Here is a 23,807-nt window from a genome sequence, read left to right on the forward strand (position 1 = left end):
CATGGCGGCGGAAAAGCAAGTCAAGACGACCGGCCTGCTGGGCTGGATCGACGCGCGCTTCCCGGCGACGCAGCTGTGGGAAGACCATCTGTCGAAGTACTACGCACCGAAGAACTTCAACTTCTGGTACTTCTTCGGCTCGCTGGCGCTGCTGGTCCTGGTGATCCAGATCGTCACCGGCATTTTCCTGGTGATGAACTACAAGCCCGACGGCACGCTGAACGCCGCCGGCATCCCGGTGGCCTACGCCAGCGTCGAGTTCATCATGCGCGAGGTGCCCTGGGGCTGGTTGATCCGCTACATGCACTCGACCGGCGCCTCGGCGTTCTTCGTGGTTGTCTATCTTCATATGTTCCGCGGGCTGCTGTACGGTTCGTACCGCAAGCCGCGCGAACTGGTCTGGATCTTCGGCTGCCTGATCTTCCTGACGCTGATGGCCGAAGCCTTCATGGGCTATCTGCTGCCGTGGGGCCAGATGTCGTACTGGGGCGCCCAGGTGATCGTCAACCTGTTCTCGGCGATCCCGGTGATCGGCCAGGACCTGTCGCTGTTCATCCGCGGTGACTACGTGGTCAGCGACGCAACGCTGAACCGCTTCTTCTCGTTCCACGTGATCGCCGTGCCGCTGGTGCTGCTGGGTCTGGTGGTCGCGCACATCATCGCCCTGCACGAAGTGGGCTCGAACAACCCGGATGGCGTCGAGATCAAGGCCAACAAGGACGAAAACGGCGTGCCGATCGACGGCATCCCGTTCCACCCGTACTACTCGGTCCATGACCTGATGGGTGTGGGCGTGTTCCTGATCCTCTTCTCGGCCGTGATCTTCTTCTTCCCCGAGATGGGCGGCTACTTCCTGGAACACAACAACTTCTTCCCGGCCGATCCGCTGAAGACGCCGCCGCACATCGCGCCGGTCTGGTACTTCACGCCGTTCTATTCGATGCTGCGTGCCACCACGGCCAACTTCCTGCCGATCCTGTGGATCTTCTTCGCGGTGCTGCTGGGCATCCTGTTCCTGCGCAGCAAGAGCCTGAAGGTCAAGGGCATCGCGGTCGCGATCGCCGTGCTGCTGGCGCTGGGCTTTTACTTCATCGACGCCAAGTTCTGGGGCGTGGTGATCATGGGCGGTTCGGTGATCATCCTGTTCTTCCTGCCCTGGCTCGACCATTCGCCGGTCAAGTCGATCCGCTACCGTCCGGCTTTCCACAAGACGATCCTGATGGTCTTCGTCGTGTTCTTCCTGATCCTGGGCTACCTCGGTGTGCAGCCGCCGTCGCCGATCGGTGAGAAGGTGTCGCAGCTGGGTACGCTGCTGTACTTCGCCTTCTTCCTCGCGATGCCGCTGTGGAGCCGCGTCGGCACCTTCCAGCCGGTGCCCGACCGCGTGACGTTCAAGCACCACTAAGCCAGGCCCAAGGACAAGGAACAACGATGAAAAAGCTGCTTTCCATTCTCGCGCTGGCCGGTGCGTGCTTTGCCGGTGCGCCCGCCATCGCCGCCGAAGGGGGCTATCCGCTCGAGCCGGCGCCGGTCAACACCAGCGACCTGTTCTCGCTGCAGCGTGGCGCCAAGCTGTTCGTCAACTACTGCCTGAACTGCCACGGCGCGTCGATGATGCGCTACAACCGGTTGCGCGATATCGGTCTGACCGAAGAGCAGATCCGCGAGAACCTGATGTTCACCGCGGACAAGGTCGGCGAAACGATGACCATCGCGATGCAGCCGAAGGACGCCAAGGCGTGGTTCGGCGCCGCGCCGCCGGATCTGTCGGTGATCGCCCGCGCCCGCGGCGACGCGTGGCTGTATACGTATCTGCGTACGTTCTACCGCGACGACACCCGTGCGACCGGCTGGAACAACCTGGTCTTCCCGAGCGTCGGCATGCCGCACGTGCTGTGGGAACTGCAGGGCCAGCGCGCCGCCAAGTTCGCCGAGGCGGAAGAGCATGGTCAGAAAGTGCACAAGTTCGTCGGTTTCGAACAGCTGACGCCCGGCAGCATGACGCCGCTGCAGTACGATACCGCCGTCGCCGACCTGGTCGCCTATCTGGACTGGATGGCCGAGCCGGCGCAGAACCATCGCCGCCGTCTGGGCGTGTGGGTGCTGCTGTTCCTGGGGATCTTCACCGTGTTCGCCTGGCGCCTGAACGCCGCCTACTGGAAAGACGTCAAGTAATCCCGGTAGACCGCCTGAGGGCTAGTGCGGAGTTGCGTATGCGGCACCGCCTGGCCCTTTTTCCTTTGTGACGGAATGAATTGGATCGAGCCACTGGGCGCCCCATGCGGCGCCCGCCGAGCCACCAATCCAGCATTCCGTTACGCTATTTGTAACGAATTTGCTTTCCGATGGTGGGTTCTGACAGAATGTTTGACCCAACTTCGGCCTAGCGCCGCCTCCAAGGAATCCCAACCATGATGGTGTTGTATTCGGGCACCACCTGCCCGTTCTCTCAGCGTTGCCGCCTGGTCCTGTTCGAAAAGGGCATGGACTTCGAAATCCGCGACGTCGACCTGTTCAACAAGCCGGAAGACATCTCGGTGATGAATCCCTACGGCCAGGTGCCCATCCTGGTCGAGCGCGACCTGATCCTGTACGAATCCAACATCATTAACGAGTACATCGACGAGCGCTTCCCGCACCCGCAGCTGATGCCGGCCGATCCGGTACAGCGCGCCCGCGCCCGCCTGTTCCTGTTCAACTTCGAGAAGGAACTGTTCACCCACGTCTACGTGCTGGAGAACGAAAAGGGCAAGACCGCCGAGAAGAGCCACGAGCGTGCCCGCGGCGCGATCCGCGACCGCCTGACGCAACTGGCGCCGATCTTCGTCAAGAACAAGTACATGCTCGGCGAAGAGTTCTCGATGCTGGACGTTGCCATCGCCCCGCTGCTGTGGCGCCTGGACCACTACGGCATCGAGCTGTCGAAGAACGCCGCGCCGCTGCTGAAGTACGCGGAACGGATCTTCAGCCGCCCCGCCTATATCGAAGCGCTGACCCCGTCGGAAAAGGTGATGCGCCGCTAAGCCGGCCCGGCCCGAGCCCGCTCGGGCCACCGGCGCGACGCCACTGGAAGTCTTATGCCTGAAACCTCGACCAAGCCCTACCTGATCCGCGCCATTTACGAATGGTGCACGGACAACGGCTTCACTCCGTATATCGCCGTGTTCGTCGACGCGAACACCAACGTGCCGCGCGAATTCGTCAAGAACAACGAGATCGTGCTGAACGTCAGCTTCGACGCGACCAGCGGTCTGGAAATGGGCAACGAGTGGATCAGCTTCAGCGCCCGCTTCGGCGGCGTCTCGCGCAAGCTGGACGTGCCGGTCGATAACGTGCTCGCAATTTACGCGCGCGAGAACGGCCAAGGCATGGCCTTCCCGGTCGAACGCAGCGTGCCAGAGACCCAGGCTGCAACCGAACGCGAACTGAATCCGCCGCCGAAACTGGCTCCGGTCGAAAGCGATGGCGCCGCGCAAGCCGACGGCGCCGATGCTTCGGACGGCGACGATCCGAATCCGCCCCCGGTGCCCCGGATTGGTACGCGCAAGCCTTCGTTGAAGGTCGTCAAGTAAGCCCCTTCGGCCGGTCAGTTCTTGACTGGCCAACCATCGCCAAGGCAGCCCGCATGCAGTAGAATCGCGGTCTGCATTCATGCCGGCTTAGCTCATCAGGTAGAGCAGTTGATTTGTAATCATCAGGTGGCGGGTTCGAGTCCTGCAGCCGGCACCAGTAAATCAAAGGGCTACGCGAATTTTTCGTGTAGCCCTTTTGTTTTTTCGAAGGCGTTATAACCGCTGTGTAATTGAATTCGATCCGCCCTGATCGATCTCCATCATCGCCCACGGTGAGCTACGGCCTGACATACCCGTGAACACGGCTTAGGGCGCGGGGACGAATCAGAACTGATGGGGCCGAGCGCGACGGGGTACTGGCTTCAATCCCTGCGGAAAAACGACCAGCCCAGGCGCAAACTTTCCGTTGGCCGATACCGCAACAGGACCCGGTTGTCAGGCGAATGACTGCTGGACGAACGGTTACCGCAAAGCTTGACCTCTACGCGCCTGTCTTGCACGAAGGGTTGCATGTAGGGCCGGTGACCGAATACGGCATGCCACACGTGCGGATATTGGGCAGACCTGGATGCCGTTACGTCAATCTTTCAAGAAAGGGCTGCAATATGGCGCCTACGCCATGCTGGTACCTGCCGAAACCGACAATTCCGGCATCTCGCGCGGCCTGCACCTCGTGCCAAGAGCTTACCTCAATCACGATGCTTTCCGCGCGCCCTCTTCAAGTACATCAAGGAGGACGCACGCTGCGTTTAAGTGGGAAGCTTTGCAGGAATCTGCATGGCTATCTTGAGAGTCCCGACTTTCCATTAGCATGAGAAGCTCCAATTCGAGCAGCGCCTTATGAAGACGACCTACTTGAGCGGGGGCATTTCGATGCCGTTGTCGACCTCCTGAGTTTGCTTCGCAGAGGCGACTTCCGCCGCCTGATCATCGAGCGGCAGAACCTGTTCGGTGGAACTTGGAACCAAAGACGCAATGTCCCGCTTTTTAAAGTAGCGCAATTTGGCGTGTTTTCCCCTAGCTACCGCAATGTTGTAATATTTGCTCACAAAATACATCGATGTCGGAAAGGGGGCGCATGTTCGCGAGGCATAAGTCTAATATTGCAAAAGATCTCAGGCACCGGGCTGCATGCTGTGTTGAGGCGCGGGAGCGTTCGTGGCGATCGCGACTTACTAGCCGATCCTGAGCGATGTCCCGGTTCCTTGCCTGGAACGACTTGCTGCTGGCGGAATTCTTCTCGCCGGCCTCCGAAAACGAGGATGTGTGGTTTTGCGCGACACGCGACGAACTCGACTCGTTCGGTCTGCACCTCGGAGGCGCCCATGGCTTGGTCAAGGCCGTCATATCGGGAGCTCCCTGGCTGCCAGGCGGTCTCCCCACTTGTGCCGATGCGGCCCGCATCCTGGTTAAGCAGCGAAGAGAGACGCTGCCTTCGCCTACCTATCGAGACCCTGGATCAACCAATCCTTGTTACGCCGGAGCGCGTGCCCCGGCCTACCTTCCGATTCTTGCTCTTTGGGTGTTAGCGGCCTCTGGCAAGCAACTCGAAGGAGGCTTTTACGCCGAGGTCGAGGAGCTTCTTGGCCGCCCGTTCCGAAGCACGCCGAGGATCACAGAGGCGATGCTTCAGGCATGGGAGGACCTCGAAGCTTGGTCGACCAACGAGTGTGCCGGGCGATTCGGAAAGTTTCAATGCCGGGTTCTTGGAGCACACCGCTTTGTTGGGATTCCCCGCTCCCAATGCCTGATCAGCCGGCACGATGAACGGAACCTTTGCAAGCTCTTCTGGGAATTCAGACTCAGACCGGGCCAGTCTCTAACGGATGCAACGGTCGGACGTATTCTCGAGCGCGGTTGCGAAGCTCACTTCTTGACTAGGCCGCTGCGTGCGGCGATGGGCAATCGCGAATACGCAGTACCACTCGCAATCCTGTTAAGGAGGATCTTCGCGTCGTGGGACGGAAGCCAACCAAGAGTTGGGAAGTTGGATGCCGAGGGACGTGAGCGCGAACCGACGGAGGTGGAACAGTACGCGCCTCGAGCAGGCCTTACTCTCGTTTTATCGCCTTCCGACGAAGTAGTGAACGGCTTGGACGTTCGCTGGAAATTTCCAGCAATGGTCGATGTGCCCCGTTGCACTCTGGAAATTTCTGGCGAGCACCTGCCTGCCTTGCTCCACCGGGCAAATGCCTGCTTCCTCACCGAGCCCTCCGAGACCACAGTCCGTCAATGTGCGGCAGCCCTTTCGGCCTCAGCTACGTCGCAAGTGAACGTGAGCGTCCGGATTGATGACGAAGGTGACGGAACTTGGGGTGACCAATGTCGTCGAGAGGTGATCGAGCATGCGGATCGCCGGATACTGGTCTGGAATTCTTCCGATCCCCGTTACGGGCAACAACTGGTCGAGCGTGAAATTCCCCTCTATGGCAATTTCTACGTCCTTTGTAGTCCAGCTGATCGCGCTAGAACCGAATCCTGGCTGCAGCGAGAAAGCATTGACTTCGAGCAGATGTTCCCGTTGGGGCTGCCGGCAGGCTGGGGTATGGTATGCATTCAGCGCGCAGAAGCGCTGACCGCCGATCAGCGCCTGCATTTGGCTAACGGGCACGAGGTGACGGAAGTACCTCCGGCCAGAATCCGTCTGGTGGGCGGGCTCCCGCTGCTTCGAGGCGGCGTGCGCCTCTTTGCAGCCTACGATCTGCCAACCATCGAAATCGAAGGTCCTCCCGGCTCGATCTTGGAGGCTGCCGGACTGCGGATATCAGAAGTGCAAGAACTTTCCTGGAGTCCGGAACGATCCGGCATCAGGCACTACGTGATCGAAGCGCTGGACGGCGGCCAGAGGAGCTTCAACGTCAAAGTCGTATTGAACCGCGTAGAGTTAGCGGCCGCCCGGCTAAGGGTCGCCGACCCCGACGGGGAGGGCCATGGCGAAATGCGGGAGTTCTCCCTCGGTCCACTTGGATTGTCTCGGTCGGATCTCGGGGGCCTGCGCGGAACCGCCATAGGCGCGCTTCCAGATCCGCTCGCAGAGGGCTGGAGCGACGAGGAAATGCTGGAAGTTGGCCCTTTGATCGAAGAGGGAGAAAATCTCGTCGTGGGCACGGGTGCCGCGCAGTTTCTCGACGCCCTCGCATCGCTCGGATCGATGCCGTATGGCGTTGCTAGGGACCAACTCTCCAGGCTCTCGGGCTGCGCCAATCCTATCTCCTTGTTGATGGACCTTCGAGCGAGAGGCTGCCTTGAAATACAAGCCGACGCGAAGGGCCATTTCGTCCGAATCCACAGCACCGCCCCCACTATCTATGGATTGCCTGCCAAGCAAGATGGGCTGCCCCTATTTGGAGTGGGTGGAACGCTGAGGCTGACGCACTGGTCGATGCTCCAGAACAACAAGGACTTCCTCCCCTCGGTTGAGTGCGGCGCAATAGGGCACTTGCCGGCCTTCCGCTTGGCTGCAGTCAGTGCGGACGCCGTTAAGGAGGCCTGTAGCGCCATGGGTTTCCGGTTCGCATCCGACCCTGCACGCGACGTCGCCTCTTGGGCTGGGTCCGTAATAGAAGCGAGGGATGCGGCGGCAGAGGGCGGATCGGAATCCTTCTCGGCTGAGCTGGAGCACCTCCACCGCTTAATGGCGGACTCGGCGCGTTTTGTCCCGGTGCGCGACTCGCGCATGGTCATCGATCGGGAGTCCGGTGCGCAGTTATTCCGCTTCGATGACCCCCAGGCCGCTGGTCTGCAGTTGTACGTCCTCGGTGTGCGTCGCGCAGACGGAGCCCCGCGGTATTCACATGTGCACGACTCCCGCTGGGGCGTTTGGATCTCGCAGTTAGCCTTCGCGGCAATGCTTAAGGACAGGCATGGCCGCAACGACGCATTTCCTTGGCCGCTCCACTACGAACCGGCGACCCGTGACGTGTGGATACCTGCGCGGCTACGCGCGCCCGCTGTGTTGGAGCGGGCCTTGGCGCTTTGTTCAGGAAGAGGGCCCGAGGTCCACTTCCTTTCTCCAGGGGGCCGTATCGGCGACGGGCTGTCCCTTTTCGACCAACATTCAGGACGGATGGTGGGAACCGCCAGCCTTGTGTACGGGGAATTCGTTCCGGGCCATTGGCTTCGGTACAGCTGGGTTCCAGCCGATACGGCGCGCCAAATCGCTGGACTACTTGGGTGCATCCTAATGCCATTCGCGTCGGTAGGCGCGGCTAATGGCCTGGAAACTATGACGGTATAAAGGCACGGAAAGTGGAAGAAACTATAGGCGGAGATCCAATTGGCTCCTGGGAACAGCTCAAGGGGCATCTGAAGCGCTACATCCGGTCTGCATTCGGAACTGACTCGCCTTCCTTCGAGGCCGACCGGGAAGCGCTACTCAATACGCCAGGGGTCCTATTCCAAGAGCCGTACCTTGAGCTCCTGCCTTCCTACGCCACGGCCAAGAAGCTTGGAGAGCTAGACGGTACGGATCTACCTGGCATGGACGAACCGGCGAGACGTGGATTTATCGCATTGGCTGGATCGGGGCTAATGCCAGCTGGGGCGGATTTGTACGAGCACCAGCAGCGGATGCTCCATGCTGCCTTGCAAGGCAAGCACTGCGTGGTGGTCACTGGAACGGGTTCTGGGAAGACGGAATCGTTTTTGCTGCCGGTACTCGCGTCCATCGCAAGGGAAGCGTTGCGATCCTCTGGAGGGTGGGCCGCTGCGGCGCTTTCTTCGGAGATGCCGCGTTACTGGAAAAACGCGCCTGCTTGGCATTTCGCACGTCCGGCTGAGCGCGGTGAACTGCGTAAGCCTGCAGTGAGAGCGCTGCTCCTGTATCCGATGAACGCTTTGGTGGAAGACCAAATGTCTCGCCTGCGGCGCGCTCTCGACTCCGATGCCGCGCATGATGCGCTGGACAGGCACTGGGGCGGTAATCGTGTACGGTTTGGCCGATACAACGGCACCACCCCCGTGGCTGGTCATCCATGGAGGCTAGATGACGACGGCCGCCGGGAGCTGAATAAGCCTAAGCATGACGAATTGAAGGTAGCCTTAAAGCAGGCCATCGACCAATGCCAAAAGCTGGTCGCCGCGACGCGCGCAGCAAAGGACAATCTCCGCTCGGTGTCGGAGAAAGGTGGCGACGTCGGTGATGCCAAGCAGCAGCTTGGCAAACTGGAGGAGCAGGCATCGTTCGTCCCCAGGATGTCTCCTGACTCAGGGGAGATGTTCCACCGTTGGGAAATGCAGGCAGCGCCTCCTGACTTGCTGATTACAAACGTGAGCATGCTTTCCATCATGCTCATGCGCCAACCTAGTCCGGTGGTTGCTGATGACCGTGCTGATGCGGACATTTTCGAGCGCACGCGCAGCTGGCTTGCCGAAGACCGGGACAACCACGTTTTCCAGCTAGTTCTTGACGAGCTCCACCTTTACCGGGGCGCAGCCGGAACCGAGGTTGGGTACTTGCTCCGGTTGCTGCTCGAGCGAATCGGCCTGGAACCTGGAAGCAAACAGCTGCAAATCCTGGCATCCAGTGCTTCGCTGAATGCGGAGTCAGAGGACACGTACAAGTTCTTGGGAGAGTTTTTCGGGATGGACGCTGAGGCGGCGCGCGCCCAGTTCCATGTGGAGGCTGGCGTCAGCGTAAATCGGCATCCTGAAGGCGCCACCGAAATCGCGCCATCATTTGCTGACGATTGCGTGGAGGCTGGCCGGCAATCCGATCGGGCCAAGCCTATTGATGCCCTTGGAAAGCAGTTTGCTTCGGACATCAGTGGCGGTAGTCCAGCGCGGCGTCTCGTAGATTCGTTCTGGAGCGGGGATGCACGGCACGGCCGCCACCGTGCTGCATCGCTTTCAAGCCTCTTGCATAAGCTGTTCCCACACATGGCGCTGCCAGAGGCTAGCGACGCGGCCCGCGGGCTGTTTTTGGCGGCGGGAAGGGCGGCACAGCTTGCATCGGAGGAGAAGATTCAGCCACTGCTGCCTCTACCGAGGATACGGTTCCATTGGATGGTCAAGAACATCGATGGGCTATGGGCCACCGCTGAGCATGTGGGGCAAGACCGACGCAGGAGGGTTGGCCGCTTGCTGGCGGAGCCGCGGATGGAGATCGAGGGCAAACGGGCTCTCGAAGTGCTGTATTGCGAATGCTGCGGAACGCAGTTGCTCGCAGGTTATAAGACTTCGGCATCAGTTCCCGGCAGCATTAACCGGTACGAACTTGCGCCGATGCCTCCAGCAATTGAATGCTTGCCTGAGTCGACGCCTCAGACGAGAACCGACGCCCAACGTTACGATAAGTTGGGCGTGGTGCACTTGTTGCCTGGCGATTGGGAGGGAGTATCCGATCCATCAGAACTGCAGTGGACGCAGGGTTCGGAGGAGCGCCATGAAACCAGCCGGCAGCCTTTGTACAAGGCCCGAGGGAGTTGGCAGCGCGCTTGCCTAGATCCGTCGACGGGCATCGTAGAAGTGGGGAAGGATGCAGCGGGCGAGGAAGTTCCATGCCTTTGGTTCCACCTGGACGCATACGCCGACCTGCTGCCTGCAATGCCGCAGCGTTGCCCGTCCTGCAAGATCGACTACTCCTTGCGGAAGGGCGGTAGGCCAGCGCCGATACGGTCCTTTGCGACTGGCTTGAACCAGACATCCCTGTTGCTGACGAAGCATCTCATGGGTGTCATGCCTGTTGGCGCTGGCAGGAAGCTGGTCGCTTTTTCTGATAGCCGCCAGTCAGCAGCTAGGTTAGCTAACGGTGTGGAGTTTGAGCAATGGGAGCACCTATTGCGAGTCGCTGTTCTGCGCGAGATTCGGCAGAGAGCGGCCGGAGGCCTCGAACCTATCAAGCGTCAGCTTCTCGATGCCTTAGCTGCGGGCGACGCACCTAAAGGACAAGCTCTCTTGCGCGCCAACAAGGAATTAGTTTCGCCAACCGAATTCCAGGTCCTCGTAGCGTTCTGGCAAGACGCTAAAACCGTACAGGATGAGGCAGAGTTTGCCAGCGACGAAGCGAAGGCGAACGTCGGCCGCCTGCGGCACTGGAAACCGGGCTTTGTACGTCTCGACGAGTTTCTTTCCAGCCCGCATCCAGCTAAGGAGGCGCTTCCTCCCTTATGGGAGTACTTCGCAAGCCTGGGGGTCAATCCAGCAGGACCGGGGGTCGATTCCAAGCGGGTCGGGGAGACCGAGGATTGGACGTCGTTATTCGACTTCGATTCTCCAACCGGCAGTCCCAGGCTTTCGTCAACGGATTTCCCGCAAGCGAAAGCAGACAAGCTTGAGCAGTTCGGCGATGCACTGCGCCGGCAGTCTTGGCGTGCTATTTCCGGGCGGCTGCTCTACGACCTTGAAGCTCAAGGCGTTGGCAACCTTTGCCTACCGCCCACAGCCGGCAAGCTTCAGCACCAAAGGGTTGATGAACAGGTTTTCCGAGGGATTTGTGAGAGTGTCATCCGTATCCTCACTGAACAGAGGCGCACAAATCCCGCCCAGAGAGACTGGTCACCAGAGCCTTGGTCGAGGGACCAGCCGCGCGGTACTTTCCGGGAGGGCGCTGACAAGGCGCGGATCGCGAAATACTTAACTGCTTGCGCTAGCAAGCTCGGGATTGATTGGGAGGGACTCAGGGATGGCGTGCGGGATGCCTTGGCTACAGCTGGTCACGGCAGCAGCGATGCCTGGGGCATCGTGTCCCTGTCTTCTCTTTGGGTGAAGGTCGCACCACGCGATGCTCGGCCCTGGGTATGCGACCGCTGCGGGCAGCTTCACTGGCAGCCGTCAGGAGGAGTCTGCTCACGCTGCACGGCGCATCTGCCTGCGGCCCCGAATGGTCAGCGCTCGGCAGCAGAAATCGAGCGGGACCACTACTACGCCTACCTCGCGGCTGATACCAGATCGGGATTCCGGATCCATGCTGAGGAGCTAACCGGGCAGACAAGCGACCAAGCCCAGCGCCAACGGCACTTCCGCGACGTCTTCTTTGCGGAGGAAAACGTCGAGGACGTTGTGCTGCGAGGAGTTGTCCCCCACGTCGACACGATCGACTTCCTATCCGTGACCACGACCATGGAGGTCGGCGTAGATATCGGTACGCTCCAGTCCGTTTTCCAAGCCAACATGCCTCCCGAGCGATTTAACTACCAACAGCGCGCCGGCCGTGCCGGCCGCAAAGGGCAAGCTTTCTCGGTAGTTCTCACCTACTGCCGCGGGCAAACCCACGACCGGATCCACTTCGACCATCCCGATGAAATGACTGGGGGCATTCCTCCCCAGCCTACCGTTTCGGCCACTGACGACCAGCGGATACTGGCAGAACGCCTGGTTGCCAAAGAGGTCCTTCGCCGGGCGTTCCGGTCTTCAGGGTGTACCTGGCACGATTCGGGCAAGCCAGTCGATACCCACGGCGAAATGGGGCTTGTCCGCGACTATTGCGACCAACGCCGAGACCTTGTGGAGCAGTGGTTCCTGGACAACGGCGCCCAGATTTTAGGTATTGCGAAGGTTGTATCGAGAGGTACGGCCATCGATCCCGGCCGTCTTGCCGATGACGCTATGAAGTTGCCTACGCGTCTTGCGAAAGTGGCACGCTCAGAATCTGATACGAGCCGGGGGCTTGCTACCGCGCTGGCGGAAGCGGGTGTGTTGCCGATGTATGGAATGCCGACCTCCGTGCGGAACTTGTATTTCCACCTCCCGCCCGAGCCTGCTGGCCAATCGCGCGAGCCGAAGGTTCTTGACCGGACCCTCGACCATGCCATCACCGATTTTGCGCCAGGCTCGGAACGCGTCTGGGACAAGCGGCTCCTTTCGCCGATTGGCCTTTGTGGGTCCGTCGCGCATGACCGCAGCAATAAGTGGGCGACCATCGACAGGCCAATAGGGAACGCAAGTTGGCAGCTCTTCTGCGAGGGATGCCGTAACTTCACCGTGTACCCAGCCGATCCTGCAACGCTGCGGCCGACGGAGTCCCTTCGGGGATGGGACGATTCCTGGATTAGAAATCCGCCGTCGCAGCCCTGTCCCCGATGCGGCGTTGCTGCGGACCTGTGCCTAGCGGTCGTGCCCAACGGCTTTGTTACCGATTTCGACACCGAGAAGCCCGTCAGGTCCACCGAATCATCGCGTAACGGTGGACCGAGGTCGTTCGTAGCTTCGCCATCGCTGCGAGAGACGCAACAACGTAAGGCCGGTCGAGCCAACCTGGGCTTGGACCAACAGGGGCGGGTGTACCGCATCGCCAAGGGGCCAGGCGGCAAACTGTTTGGATTCCAACGGGTAGCGTCACTTCGCCAGAAACGAGGGGGGCAATGGCTGGACGGGGAAGTCTGGAAGGCCACAGATGATGGTCCAGATATTTCCGTAAGCATTACATCGCCGAAGACCACAGACGTCCTTAGCATCAGGCTCCTCGATGAACATGGATTGGCGTTCTTCGACGAGGCGAAGGAGCTTTGCGCGAAGCGTGCAGCTTGGTATTCGGCGGCGACCATCTTGCAGCGCGCGATTGCGCTGGAACTCGACGTTGACTCGCTTGATATCGAGATCGCATCTGTCCACAGGTACTTCGAGGAGAGCAGTGTGTCCGGCGCCGAGCTTTATCTCGCAGATGACCACCCGAACGGCGCGGGGCTGGTCGAATGGGCTAGCCGCAACTGGGCGGCCCTGTTGGACGGTTGCATCAGCGCCTCCGGGAACCATGCAAGGCTTGGCTTGATGGTCCGGGAGGAATGCCGGCGGGCCGTTGTGAGCAAAGAAGTATGGCGTTCACCAGATATCCTGCTTCGGGGCTACCGGAACCGGCAGCTCCACGGACTGATCGAGTGGCGACTTGGGCTTGAGCTGCTCCGTGTTATGCATGACCCCGGCTTTATGCCAGGCCGAGACCGGTTCTTTGAGGATTGGGACGTAGGACTATCCGGCTGGGGTGCACAAGCATCGGCGTTGGCTGACGTTTATTGCTCCGCGTATGAAAAGGGCACGTCGGCGCGGAAGCACGGGCCTGGAGACGTGCATGGTTGGACAGCTCTGGGCGGAGTGGCAGGGCAGGAATCAACAATCCTCTACTTGGTGAGCCATCCGCTATGGGCGGCTGCCGTGACGGACTCCGGGCCTATCAATCCGGAGCTTGTTGCTTGGGCCAGCACCGTTGGCGCGACGGCCATCTACCTAGTCGATTCATTCAACTTGTCGCGGCGGATGGCATGGGTACGGGGCCATCTGGAGTTCTTCCCGAAGGTCGACATCCGTACGTCCAGTGCGACAGGAGGAGCTGGCACGCGTCCGGCTTCGACAGAACCTTGGATGCAGGAGCTCATAGGCATGCAAGAAGGTGGCGTACTGGTCCACGAAGGGTGGAGTTGGAAAAAGGTGGCCGGAGGCGATGGTTGGGCGGCCCAGCCCGGAGTCTGGCTCGCGGACGTCAATGGTCAGCCCGCAAAGATAAACATTTCCAACTTTGCAGGAGCTGGCTTAAGGGTCAAAGTGATCGGGTCCACATACCTCGACCGCCAATCTTGCCCTAGCCTACCACTGATCGCGCTTCGCTCCGACGACAGGAGCTCCTGACATGCCGAAGGTCCTTGGACAGAACAGCGTCGACCGCTGGGAGCGCGAGGTGCGCCGCCTGCTTACAGACCAGTTGCCCCAAGATTGGATCGTGGTTTGCAACGTGGCTTGGGCACTGCAGAATGACCATGGCTTGGTGAGGGACGGCCAGTGCGATTTCGTGGTGCTGGTGCCCGGCCTTGGAATGGTCATCTTGGAGGTGAAGGGGTCTCGTTCCGTCAGGGTGGGCGACGACGGAATTTGGTACCGGCAAGAAGTCAACCGCCGCACAGGGCAAGTTCGGGCTGAAGTGCCTATCGATGAGCCGCCGCCTGAGCAAGCTTGCAGGAACATGCACACGCTCGCGAAAGCCGTGTGCGACCGTCTGCCCCGGCAACGATTTCCGGGCGCGTTTGCGTACCTTGTCGCCTATCCCAACGGCCAGGTTGAGGGCTCTTCCACGCTCTATGACCCCAGCACGGTGGTGCCATCCCAGGACATGCAGCGCTTGATGCGGAGAATCAGTGGCGCACTTGAGGCTCGCATGCATCCGCGGGCGGGGAATGAGTTCACGGCCGATATTGCGGGTAGGGTTGCCGCGATCCTCTCGAATGCTTCTTTCCGCGTTGCGCCGCGTGACGTTCCCCTTGATGCCAACGACGATACTGTCGATATCGATGACTTGACCAGGCAGCAGTTCGCAGCATTGCGTGGAGCCTTCGAGTTGCCGCGGGTCGCTATCGTTGGTCCGGCAGGATCAGGCAAGACCTTGCTCGCGCTCTGGAAACTTGATGCGCTTCTTGAAGAGGGAACGCGTGCACTGTATGTCTGTTTCAACAAGGCCCTCGCCGAGCACTTGAGGCAAGCCAACCCGGAAATGTCGGCGTCGATCATGTCCGTCGACCGGCTTTTCTACCAGCTTGCCGAGATACCCGATGGACGTCAGGTTGGCGAGCGCTTTTTTACGGAAGAGCTTCCCTCGCGCGTGCAGGACGTGGCATCGGAACTACCGCTGTCGTCGAAGTACGAGGCGATCGTCGTGGACGAGGGCCAGGACTTCGGAGAACTGCGCCTACTTGCATTGCTTGAGCTGCTAACTCCGTCCGGCCAATGGCTCTTTTTTGCCGATTGGGAGCAGAACGTCTACCAAGCTTCCAAGCAGGAGCCGCTCGGTGCGGAAGTTACCTTCCGGCTGTACCACAACTGCCGGAATACCCAGCTGGTGAACGCTGCCACGAATGGCTGCTGCGAACTTGCGGTGGTGCATATGCCGGGTGTGCCGTTGGGTGCCGTTCCGCTCTTGAAAAAAGGATGGGGGGCAACGGCGGCGGCTTCTGCCTGGGCGGCTGCGCATGAACTGAGCCCAGAAGGCGGATCGATCTTCCTGTCGCCGTTCCGGCTGGAGAATTCCTGCTTAAACTCAGCGAGGCGGGCCCACGGACTGGAAGTGACCGAAGACATAGCATTGATCGGGAAGCCCGGTTTTGTCTATTTCTCCACCATCAGGTCGTTCAAAGGCCTGGAGGGGAAGAATGTAGTTCTTCTGCACGCCGATGTTCCGGGCAGGATCCCAGCTCTTAGCGCGGACGATTTGTACGTTGCGTGCACCAGGACTACCGGCCGCCTTGCCATCATGGCGTCTTCGGAAGAAGCCTTGCACTGGTACTCGCAACGGACAGCCTAGCCTTGCAGCGGGACCTCGGTGCGGTCGCCCTCGCTGATGGCGATGGTCTGTACGGCGGTGGCCCAGCGCTTGGCATGTGTACGCGCGCAGCTCGTTATTAGATAGATAGCAGTTCCCGCACCCGCAAGTCGAGTTGTTCCAAGTCAGCCGGCTGAGCATTGCCTGCGCGGTTTGTGAGGTCTCGCGCGATGCTGCCGATGGAGTTCATCAGCCCATCTGCCTCGTCGAACTTGGGGATATTTAAGTACTCCGCAACGCTGGCGCCAAGGCTGAGCTGGGCCGCGTACGCAGACACTGCCTTGGCAATGGTGGGTGCGTTCAGGAAGCCTGTCAGGTAAGCTGCCTCTGGCTCTGATTCGACCGGGATGAAATAGAGCTTGTGGTCTGGCACTACGGTTTTTTCGCCCGCGTGTTCGATGGGAGCACTTCCGATATAAGCCGCAGCGAACCTGTTGCCCATTTCGCGCCAGAGCACCTTGAAGGGGGCGAACGTGTAAGGGCCAGTGCTCCAAAGCGAATAGAACTCTTGCCCCTTCTGGAATCGTTTCAAGCTCGACCGTTGCTGGAGGTGGCTCTTGAAGCGATTGAGGAACTTGAACGTGTGTGGGCTTGCGGCCGGCAGGTCCGGGTCGCCATGCATGCCGCGCTGCGGAACAAGGATGCGGAGATCTGCCTCAGGTACGGCTTTGAATGGTGCAACACCGCGCCCACGCAGGAGCGGGAACAGGTGTTCGGATTCCACCGCTGCAGTAATCTGGGGAATGCCCTTCGTTCTTCCGATGTCTGCCGCGTTCCGCACGGTGACCAAGTCCGGTCCCACTGCACCCGCGGTATGGACCCAGAAGATGCCATTGCGGTCCGTCGTGATGCCTTTTCGCGCCTTGTATTCGGGCATGGCATCTGCCGCGAAAACCTTCGAGAACACTGCCTGCTCCTGTGCGGATCCGACGAGCCATGGCCGTGTGCCATCTCCGCCAGGTACTGGCACCGCAATTCCGTCGATACGTTTGGCGGTGCTGCGGAACTGATTCGCAGATGCGTAGGTCCGCTGGTTGGTGCTGCCGTTCTCGTCCACGGTCCAAGAACGATAAGGAACAGGGAACGCCGTGGACGCATCCCTTTGCAGCATCAGGAACGTCGGATGGTTGCTCACGCCGTCGAACGGCCTGATGTCCTGGTAGTCCTCAACCAACAGGACACGGCACGGCAAGCTGCCGTTATCGATCGAGAAGCGCCTGAAGCCGGCGCTGGACTCGGTGGTAAATACCGACCCAGGAAGGAAGAAGCCCAAGCGCCCGTCACGGGCGAGGTAGTGCTTCACGGCCTGGTAGGTGATCACCGTCGAGATATCGGACTCGATGCCGCCTACCCACTTGTCAGTACTGAACACGCCAAGTCCGCGGCAATGCTGCTGGATTGACTGGGCGTAGTCTTTTGGCAGGTTGCTCCATTTGACCCATGGAGGATTCCCGCAGATATGGGACGACCGTGGAATCGCCCCCGCTGCAAAGCGGTCGGCCAGGATCGAGCACCAGATGCCATTCCACCCCTGGTCATGGAGTTCGACCAGGTTGGCGACCGTCCTGCTGACGATGGATATGTCAGAGGGGTCAAGCCCCATTGCTTGTAGGTCGGGAAGGATCGAACCGCAGATCTTCGCTGCCGGGTAGTCCGCATCGATCAGCATCCGCACGTTCGAGAAGATCCGGAAGAAATCTGCGTGTCCGATCATCCGCTCCGGGACGGAAAACTCCCTAGGGCCCAATTCCGTCTGCAGGACGTAGCTGTAGTTTGAGAAGAGGTCGACAGCAGCTGGATAGACGGCATCCGCCAAGTACACTGGCAGCCGAATGGGATGTGCCGGGTCCAGGTGGGGCGACAGGAAGACAGCAAGCGACCCCTTGGCCGCGAGGACGGCGAGTGGGTTGAGGTCGATGCCGTGGATGCCCGCGAGCAGCGATTGGGCTGTGGCGCCGCTGTTTGCCTTGCGCCGGCGCCGGACAGCTTCAAGCAGGAACGTGCCCGACCCGCATGTGGGGTCGGTTAAAGAATCAGCCGGCTGCCATTCCAGCAAGTCCATCCCGTGTTCTGCCAGCCAGTCCGGTGTGTAGAACTCGCCGAGGGCATGCCTGATCTCTCTGGGAATGAACCGCTCGTAGATGCCTTTAAAGAGGTCCCGGGTCGTATCCGCGTGCTTCTTGGAGACGGCGAAATCGATCCCGCCCAGCCTTCCCAGCATGGCGCTGAGTTGGGGCTGATAGCGGGACCAATCGTTGTCGTCCAAGTACCAGGAGAAGAAGTCGCCGCTCAGCATGTTTAGGATGCCGGCGTGTTCGAAAAGCTCGCCAGTCTCAACGGCACGCAGTCGCTCTGCTACCGGAACACCAGGCTCCAGCACGTCTTGGCTGGCGCGGGGCAGTGCGCACGCAGCCACGACTTTGGCGATGATGGCGATGTACGTATTCAGCGCGAACAGATAAGCCGCAGGATTGTCCTGGTACGGTTGGTCGTGCGAAATCTCCTGCCTGACCAGTAGCTTCTTCATGTGCGCCGGCTGGAACCCCACGACTTGGCTGAACAGCCTGCGCCACTCAGAAAAAAGCATCTTGGTTTTCGTTGTGGCTGGGGACGCATCCGCTCTGCAGATGCTGGCGTAGAGTTCCGGAATCAGTGCGATTCCATACTCCGAGTCAGGTCCCACCAGTGCCTCTAGGAGCTGGGGGTGCACAAGAGGCCGGCCGTTGCTTTGCAGTGCGGCGAGCAAGCGGTCTGCGGAAATCTTGTCGAACGGGACGACATCTTCCCACGAGGCGGTAGTGCCTTCGAAGCGGCCAAAGGTGATGTGGGCACCGTCCCACGCAACCAGGACGTATCCTTGGAGCGCCCGCCCTTCCTCTGCGGAGATCAGCGCTGCATATTCTGCGGCTTGCAGGCGTGCATGGTTTGCCTTGCTCCCCGCGCGCCCGCTGAATGACTTGGGCGGTTCGTACTCGATAATCACGGCGCCATGCGCCACGTCGGCGAACTTTGTCGGCCTGCCCTTTGCCTTGAGTGCACGCTCGAGTTGGAAAGGCGTCCAAGGAATGGATAATTCCGAGCATGCGCGCTCAAGCGCCTTTTCGAGCTCGTGCCGCAGCTGCGCTTCGTTCTTGCAAAGTTCAGCTGCGGAGACGACAGCTTTGACGAGCGAGGAGGTAGTTGCGCTACTCACAGCAATCCTTGTGCAGATCCACCGGGCGTGTGCATCTCTGTTCTAAGCGACTTTGCGGGCGGCTTGGACATCCAGCGTAATCAGGCCGGAACCGGAAAAGAGATGAGCAAATATGGTTTCGGCCAATCTCGGCGGCACAGCATTCCCGATCTGGGTGAACTTAGACTCCGTGTCGCCGACCGGGGTAAAGCCGGTCCCGAAGGTCTGGATCCGCGCACACTCGCGCCAGGAGAGTCGCCGTGGCATGTCCAACACCGGGCGCTCGGGATCGGCCTCGGTGTGTTCGTATCGGTCGGAGAAGTCCCAACGCTGCTTCCAGCCATCTGCAAGGTTTGACCATGTCAGGGTCATTACCGGGCTGGCCGGATGCAGGGTGATGTGTCTCCAATTGGCAACGATGGTGAATGACGGATCCGCCCACTTCGCCTTGCGGTTCCTGGACATGTAGTACCAGGAGAAGTGGCCTTCGGGATCATGGGGACGCTCATAGAATTCGCCCTCTGGCCAGAGCGGTAGGTCCTTGATAGCATCGCCATGCGAAACATAGGGCTTGAGCGGGCCCGAAGCTTTGGTTGCTTTGCCGTGAGTCGGTTTCGGAAACTCAAAGGCTTGATTCAAATCTTTCCTGACTCCGACGATGAAGAGTCGCTTGCGCGCCTGCGGCACACCGTAGTCCTTGGCATTCAAGACCTGATGCGTGACGTTGTAGCCGGCCTTATCGTAGGCGTCGAGCTGCTCCTTCAAGAAGGTGCCGCTGCTTAGCTGCTTCAGGCCAGACACGTTCTCTGCAACAAAATACTTGGGGCGAACGATGCCAACAACGCGCAGGAATTGCTTGTATAGGTTCGTGCGTTCGTCCTTCTCCGGAGCGCGGTTGCCGGCCATGGAAAAGGATTGGCAGGGGTAGCCGCCCACAACGATGTCTGCGTCGGGAAACGCTTGGATACCAGAAATGTCCGCGTTGCGAATATCGGAGTCAGGGAAGTACTTTGCTAAAGTTTTGCAGGCGTCTCCCAGTATGTCGTTCGAGAAGATGACGTGACCGCCGGCTGCTTCCACACCAAAGTCCATGCCGCCACAACCAGAGAATAGGGATAGCACCCTGATCTCTTCATGGTTTCGTTCAAAAGTAGTGCTCACGATTTTTCGCTTCTCTGCTCCGCAGTTTCGGTATCGGTGCCTTGTGGAAGAAGAGGCCACCTGGATTTCAAGTAGCTGCCGATCGCGTCGCGTACGACCCAGGCGACGGAAACCCTGTTCTCGGCCGCGATCCTTTCCAAGATTTGGTACTGCTCTTCCGGAAAGCTGATGGAAGCGCGAATTGTGCGCTCGTGGGCGCCACTGCCATGGTGTTTTGCGTGACTCCGCATGGCCCTTCTCCCGTCTGAAAAGCTAAAGCACCATTTTACACCACTATGGTGAAGAAGCCGCCGCAGAAGCATGCCGGGGCGACAACTACGCTAAGTGGTCCCGGGGACTCTCTACGGGTTCGGGTGAATGAAGCTGCGAAGCCTCTCTTCTGTCTGCTTCGCGTCGCGGATTTCACACTCCCACAATTCAAGGACATCCCATCCTAGATTGATGAGAGCGGCTCTATTTCGCGCGTCTCGTGATCTGTTTGCTTCGATTTTTGGGGACCAATACTGTGTATTGGACTTCGACCCAGGAGCAAGTCTGCAGAAATGACCATGCCAGAAGCAACCATGTACCAGCACAACTTTCTTGTGTCTTGGGAGAACTATGTCCGGCCGCCCGGGGAGATCCTTGCGGTGTAGCCGGAATCGGTGCCCCATGCGGTGTAACATCGATCTGACCATGCGTTCGGGATTTGTATCCTTGCTGCGGATCCGGCTCATGAGGTGGGATCTTGCCTCAGGTGTAAGGGTGTCCATGCAAAGTTCTAGGCGATGGCTAACTAATGGAGGCTTGCGGATTCGTTGGTCACGCCCTGCGTCAATCGGTTCCACGAAGCCCAGCACGCCGGATGCTGCGGGCATGGTTTTCTATCGCGGTGGGCCAGTGTACGCAGGCGACGGTGGCTAGGTGGCGCTTCAATTGAGGCGCATCACATTCAGGTGTAGGACAGCTCGATTGCGGGCCTTAAACTACGCTGCCAACTTCGGTCTTGACTCGATATGCGACTTCGCGACTGGACATCGACATGGCAAACATGGAGCGGCGAGTTCTTCCCGGCGCGCTGCAGCGACGAGCAAGCCTTGCAAATGAACACACTGTACCGTTTTGTGCCGCGGGCCGCAGAAACCATGCTGCCGTCGGTCTATCTGCACACTGTCGCCTACCATTTTGCTAGCCGGCAGAGAGCACCACGATAATTTTGCGGCTACCAGCAGTTACACGGACGTTGGTCAACTTCAAATCATCAGGCGGCGGGCTCGAGTCCTGCGCCCGGCACCAAACATACAAAAGGGTCACGCAAATATTCACGTGACCCTTTTTCATTTTCCGGCCCTCAAGACCACAGTCTGAATTCCGCCGTCACCCTCCGCCGCCATCCAAACTCGTCGGAAAATGCACCCCCGCCCGCTGCGCCGCCTGCACGATATGGTCCGCCATCGCCCGCTGCGCCAGTGAAGGATCGCCCGCAGCCAGCGCGTCAATAATCGCCGTGTGCTCATTGAAGGTAGCCCGCCGAGCGCCGCGCTTGTAGAACGGCAGGCGCTGGCTTTCCTGAATGATCTCCGCGCTGTTGCGCAGGATCTCCGCGATCGCCCGATTGCCGGAGATCGCGATGATCTGCATGTGGAAATCGAAATCGAGCTGCGCCGCCTGGGTGAAGTCCGATGCTTCGATGCAGGCCTGCATCGCTTCCGCGTTGGCACGCAGCGCGTCGATATCGGCGGGCTCGACCACCAATGCAGCGAGCCGCGCGGTGAAATTCTCCAGCGCGAAGCGCAGCTGGTAGATATCGGTCAGCGAATGGGAGTCGGCGAAGCGCCAGGGCTGGGCGGAAGGCGCGGGGCCTTCCGCGACGTACACGCCCTTGCCGGGGCGCGCCACGATGAGCCCCAATCCCTGCAAGGTCGAGAACGCTTCCCGCAGCGAGGTCCGGCTGATGCCGAGGCGCTCGGAAAGCTCGCGCTGGGAGGGCAGCAGCGAGCCGGCGGGGTAGGTGCCGTCGTTGATCCACTGCTGGATCAGCCGGGCGGCATTGGCGGCGACTGCGGTCGAGTTGAACATGCCTGATGTCTGAACGAGGAAGAGCGCCGAGGCAGCAGCGGACGAACTGGCCGCGCAACGAAGCGGAGGGGCGCCGCTCAGGCAGACGATTGTACCCGAGCGGCTCGCCGCTCCCCTCGCGCCCAGGCGCCTACTTGTTGACCAGCTTGGCGGGTACCGTGTACGTCAGCAGGGCGCCCATCAGCAGCACGCCGGCCAGCACGAACATCGCCAGGTTGGTGCTCTGCGTCGCGTCCTTGATCAGCCCGATCATGTACGGGCTCAGGAAGCCGGCGAGGTTGGCGAAGGAGTTGATCATCGCAATGCCCGCGGCTGCGCCGGCGCCCGACAGGATCGCGGTCGGCAGACTCCAGAACAGCGGCGAGGTCGCGAGGCTGCCTCCTGCCGCCAGCGCCAGTGCGGCGAGGGACCAGGCCACGTTGTCGCTGAACACGGCGCTCAGCATCAGACCCGCAGCGCCGCAGCAGAACGGCACGATCAGATGCCAGCGGCGCTCGCGCATGCGGTCGGAGCTGCGGCTGACGAGAATCATCGAGCAGACCGCGACCGAGAACGGCACCGCGGTCAGCAGGCCGATATGCAGCGCGCTCGATACGCCTGACTGCTTGATCAGCGTCGGCAGCCAGAAGGTCAGCCCGTACTGGCCCATCACCGTGCAGAAGCAGATGAAGGCCATCTTGACGATGCGCGTATCGGCGAACAACGCGCGCAGCGTCGGATGGGCGTCCTTGGTTTGGCGTTCGTTCGCGATATTGCGTTCGAGCACGGCCTTCTCGGATTCGGTCAGCCACTTCGCGGAACGGATGTTGTTGTCGAGGTAGAACATCACCGCGACACCGACCAGCAGCGAAGGGATGGCTTCGATTAGGAACATCCACTGCCAGCCGCGCAGCCCCGATACGCCCTGCATCGATTCCATGATCCAGCCCGACAGCGGCCCGCCGAAGATGCCCGACACCGGAATGGCACACATGAACAGCGCCACCATCCTGGCGCGGCGGTGCGACGGAAACCAGTAGGTCAGGTACAGGATCATGCCGGGATAGAAGCCGGCCTCGGCTGCGCCCAGCAGCAGGCGCAGCACGTAGAACTGCGTCGGCGTGGTGACGAACATCATCGCAGCCGAAATCAGGGCCCACGTGATCATGATGCGCGAGATGGTCGCCTTGGCGCCGATCCGGTGCATCAGCATGTTGCTGGGCACCTCGAAGAAGAAGTAGCCGATGAAGAAGAGGCCCGCACCCAGGCCGTACATCGCTTCGCTGAACTGCAGGTCGGCGAGCATGTGCAGCTTGGCGAAGCCGACGTTGACGCGGTCGAGGTACGCGACGACGTAGCACAGCATCAAGAACGGCAGCAGTCGCCAGGCCACCTTGCGGTACAGCGCGTTCTCTTGCGCGACGGCCGGGATGTCGGCCTCGGCTGCCGGCGTTATTGCCTGGCCGGCTTGGTAGGGTGTCATGGCAAGTCTCCTCGTGTTTGTTGTGTCACCGGGTCGAATCTCAACTGGTATTACCAGTATGATCCACGCGTCAGGGCGCAACGATAACTTCTTGCCGATCCGCGTATATATCGGCGTTTACCCGTTGTCAGTGTGCGTTGACAA

General features: G+C 60.3%; 14 protein-coding genes and 1 tRNA gene. 8 read left to right on the forward strand and 7 right to left on the reverse strand.

The window, feature by feature from the left end:
• Position 1: 1 nt before the first annotated feature.
• The 5 genes from M1D55_RS10990 (at position 2) to M1D55_RS11010 (ending at position 3,729) form a co-directional block, all read left to right on the forward strand.
• The gene (locus M1D55_RS10990; protein ID WP_006575788.1) at positions 2–1,405 is read left to right on the forward strand and encodes a cytochrome b; all 1,404 of its coding nucleotides are present in this window, start codon (positions 2–4) and stop codon (positions 1,403–1,405) included.
• A gap of 26 nt (positions 1,406–1,431) precedes the next feature.
• Positions 1,432–2,175, forward strand: coding sequence for a cytochrome c1 (locus M1D55_RS10995; protein ID WP_006575789.1), 744 nt, complete (start codon positions 1,432–1,434; stop codon positions 2,173–2,175).
• Between the two features lie 236 nt (positions 2,176–2,411).
• The gene (locus tag M1D55_RS11000) at positions 2,412–3,023 is read left to right on the forward strand and encodes a glutathione S-transferase N-terminal domain-containing protein (RefSeq protein WP_006575790.1); all 612 of its coding nucleotides are present in this window, start codon (positions 2,412–2,414) and stop codon (positions 3,021–3,023) included.
• A 54-nt stretch (positions 3,024–3,077) separates the two neighbouring features.
• Positions 3,078–3,572, forward strand: coding sequence for a ClpXP protease specificity-enhancing factor (locus M1D55_RS11005; protein WP_456282162.1), 495 nt, complete (start codon positions 3,078–3,080; stop codon positions 3,570–3,572).
• Positions 3,573–3,653: 81 nt separating this feature from the next.
• Positions 3,654–3,729, forward strand: a tRNA-Thr gene (locus M1D55_RS11010).
• Between the two features lie 694 nt (positions 3,730–4,423).
• On the opposite strand, the gene M1D55_RS11015 is transcribed toward M1D55_RS11010, so the two are convergent.
• A complete protein-coding gene (locus M1D55_RS11015) occupies positions 4,424–4,621 on the reverse strand; it encodes a hypothetical protein (protein WP_456282163.1) in 198 nt (65 codons plus the stop codon).
• Between the two features lie 143 nt (positions 4,622–4,764).
• On the opposite strand from M1D55_RS11015, the gene M1D55_RS11020 reads away from it, so the two are divergent.
• The 3 genes from M1D55_RS11020 to M1D55_RS11030 all read left to right on the forward strand — a co-directional run bounded on the left by M1D55_RS11020 (position 4,765) and on the right by M1D55_RS11030 (position 15,792).
• On the forward strand, positions 4,765–7,809 hold the full coding sequence (locus M1D55_RS11020) for a hypothetical protein (protein ID WP_456282164.1): 3,045 nt from the start codon (positions 4,765–4,767) through the stop codon (positions 7,807–7,809).
• Positions 7,810–8,051: 242 nt separating this feature from the next.
• Positions 8,052–14,129, forward strand: a complete 6,078-nt coding sequence (locus M1D55_RS11025; protein WP_456282165.1) for a DEAD/DEAH box helicase — start codon at positions 8,052–8,054, stop codon at positions 14,127–14,129.
• Between the two features lies 1 nt (position 14,130).
• Positions 14,131–15,792 carry an NERD domain-containing protein gene (locus tag M1D55_RS11030; RefSeq protein WP_456282166.1) on the forward strand — a complete coding sequence of 554 codons (1,662 nt, stop codon included), beginning with the start codon at positions 14,131–14,133 and terminating at the stop codon, positions 15,790–15,792.
• Positions 15,793–15,889: 97 nt separating this feature from the next.
• On the opposite strand, the gene M1D55_RS11035 is transcribed toward M1D55_RS11030, so the two are convergent.
• From M1D55_RS11035 to M1D55_RS11060, 6 genes are all read right to left on the reverse strand, one after another.
• Positions 15,890–19,003, reverse strand: a complete 3,114-nt coding sequence (locus M1D55_RS11035; RefSeq protein WP_456282167.1) for an N-6 DNA methylase — start codon at positions 19,001–19,003, stop codon at positions 15,890–15,892.
• 42 nt (positions 19,004–19,045) lie between these two features.
• Positions 19,046–20,143, reverse strand: a complete 1,098-nt coding sequence (locus tag M1D55_RS11040) for a DNA cytosine methyltransferase (protein WP_456282168.1) — start codon at positions 20,141–20,143, stop codon at positions 19,046–19,048.
• Complete coding sequence (locus M1D55_RS11045; protein WP_456282169.1) at positions 20,140–20,445, reverse strand: ribbon-helix-helix protein, CopG family; 306 nt, start codon at positions 20,443–20,445, stop codon at positions 20,140–20,142. Before M1D55_RS11045 ends, M1D55_RS11040 begins: the two co-directional genes overlap by 4 nt.
• Positions 20,446–20,484: 39 nt before the next feature.
• The gene (locus M1D55_RS11050; protein ID WP_456282170.1) at positions 20,485–21,000 is read right to left on the reverse strand and encodes a very short patch repair endonuclease; all 516 of its coding nucleotides are present in this window, start codon (positions 20,998–21,000) and stop codon (positions 20,485–20,487) included.
• Positions 21,001–21,499: 499 nt separating this feature from the next.
• Positions 21,500–22,201, reverse strand: a complete 702-nt coding sequence (locus M1D55_RS11055) for a FadR/GntR family transcriptional regulator (protein WP_456282171.1) — start codon at positions 22,199–22,201, stop codon at positions 21,500–21,502.
• A 130-nt stretch (positions 22,202–22,331) separates the two neighbouring features.
• On the reverse strand, positions 22,332–23,663 hold the full coding sequence (locus M1D55_RS11060) for an MFS transporter (protein WP_456282172.1): 1,332 nt from the start codon (positions 23,661–23,663) through the stop codon (positions 22,332–22,334).
• Positions 23,664–23,807: the final 144 nt, after the last annotated feature.

The sequence above is a fragment of the Cupriavidus sp. JZ107 genome, from assembly GCF_053903255.1.

What these genes read in the sequence shown, in the direction of transcription:
- M1D55_RS10995 (WP_006575789.1), top strand. Translation starts at nt 1,432, where the DNA reads ATGAAAAAGCTGCTTTCCATTCTCGCGCTGGCCGGTGCGTGCTTTGCC.
- M1D55_RS11020 (WP_456282164.1), top strand. Translation starts at nt 4,765, where the DNA reads ATGTCCCGGTTCCTTGCCTGGAACGACTTGCTGCTGGCGGAATTCTTC.
- M1D55_RS11000 (WP_006575790.1), top strand. Translation starts at nt 2,412, where the DNA reads ATGATGGTGTTGTATTCGGGCACCACCTGCCCGTTCTCTCAGCGTTGC.
- M1D55_RS11030 (WP_456282166.1), top strand. Translation starts at nt 14,131, where the DNA reads ATGCCGAAGGTCCTTGGACAGAACAGCGTCGACCGCTGGGAGCGCGAG.
- M1D55_RS11005 (WP_456282162.1), top strand. Translation starts at nt 3,078, where the DNA reads ATGCCTGAAACCTCGACCAAGCCCTACCTGATCCGCGCCATTTACGAA.
- M1D55_RS11050 (WP_456282170.1), bottom strand. Translation starts at nt 21,000, where the DNA reads ATGCCCGCAGCATCCGGCGTGCTGGGCTTCGTGGAACCGATTGACGCA.
- M1D55_RS10990 (WP_006575788.1), top strand. Translation starts at nt 2, where the DNA reads ATGGCGGCGGAAAAGCAAGTCAAGACGACCGGCCTGCTGGGCTGGATC.
- M1D55_RS11025 (WP_456282165.1), top strand. Translation starts at nt 8,052, where the DNA reads ATGGACGAACCGGCGAGACGTGGATTTATCGCATTGGCTGGATCGGGG.
- M1D55_RS11045 (WP_456282169.1), bottom strand. Translation starts at nt 20,445, where the DNA reads ATGCTTCTGCGGCGGCTTCTTCACCATAGTGGTGTAAAATGGTGCTTT.
- M1D55_RS11055 (WP_456282171.1), bottom strand. Translation starts at nt 22,201, where the DNA reads ATGTTCAACTCGACCGCAGTCGCCGCCAATGCCGCCCGGCTGATCCAG.
- M1D55_RS11060 (WP_456282172.1), bottom strand. Translation starts at nt 23,663, where the DNA reads ATGACACCCTACCAAGCCGGCCAGGCAATAACGCCGGCAGCCGAGGCC.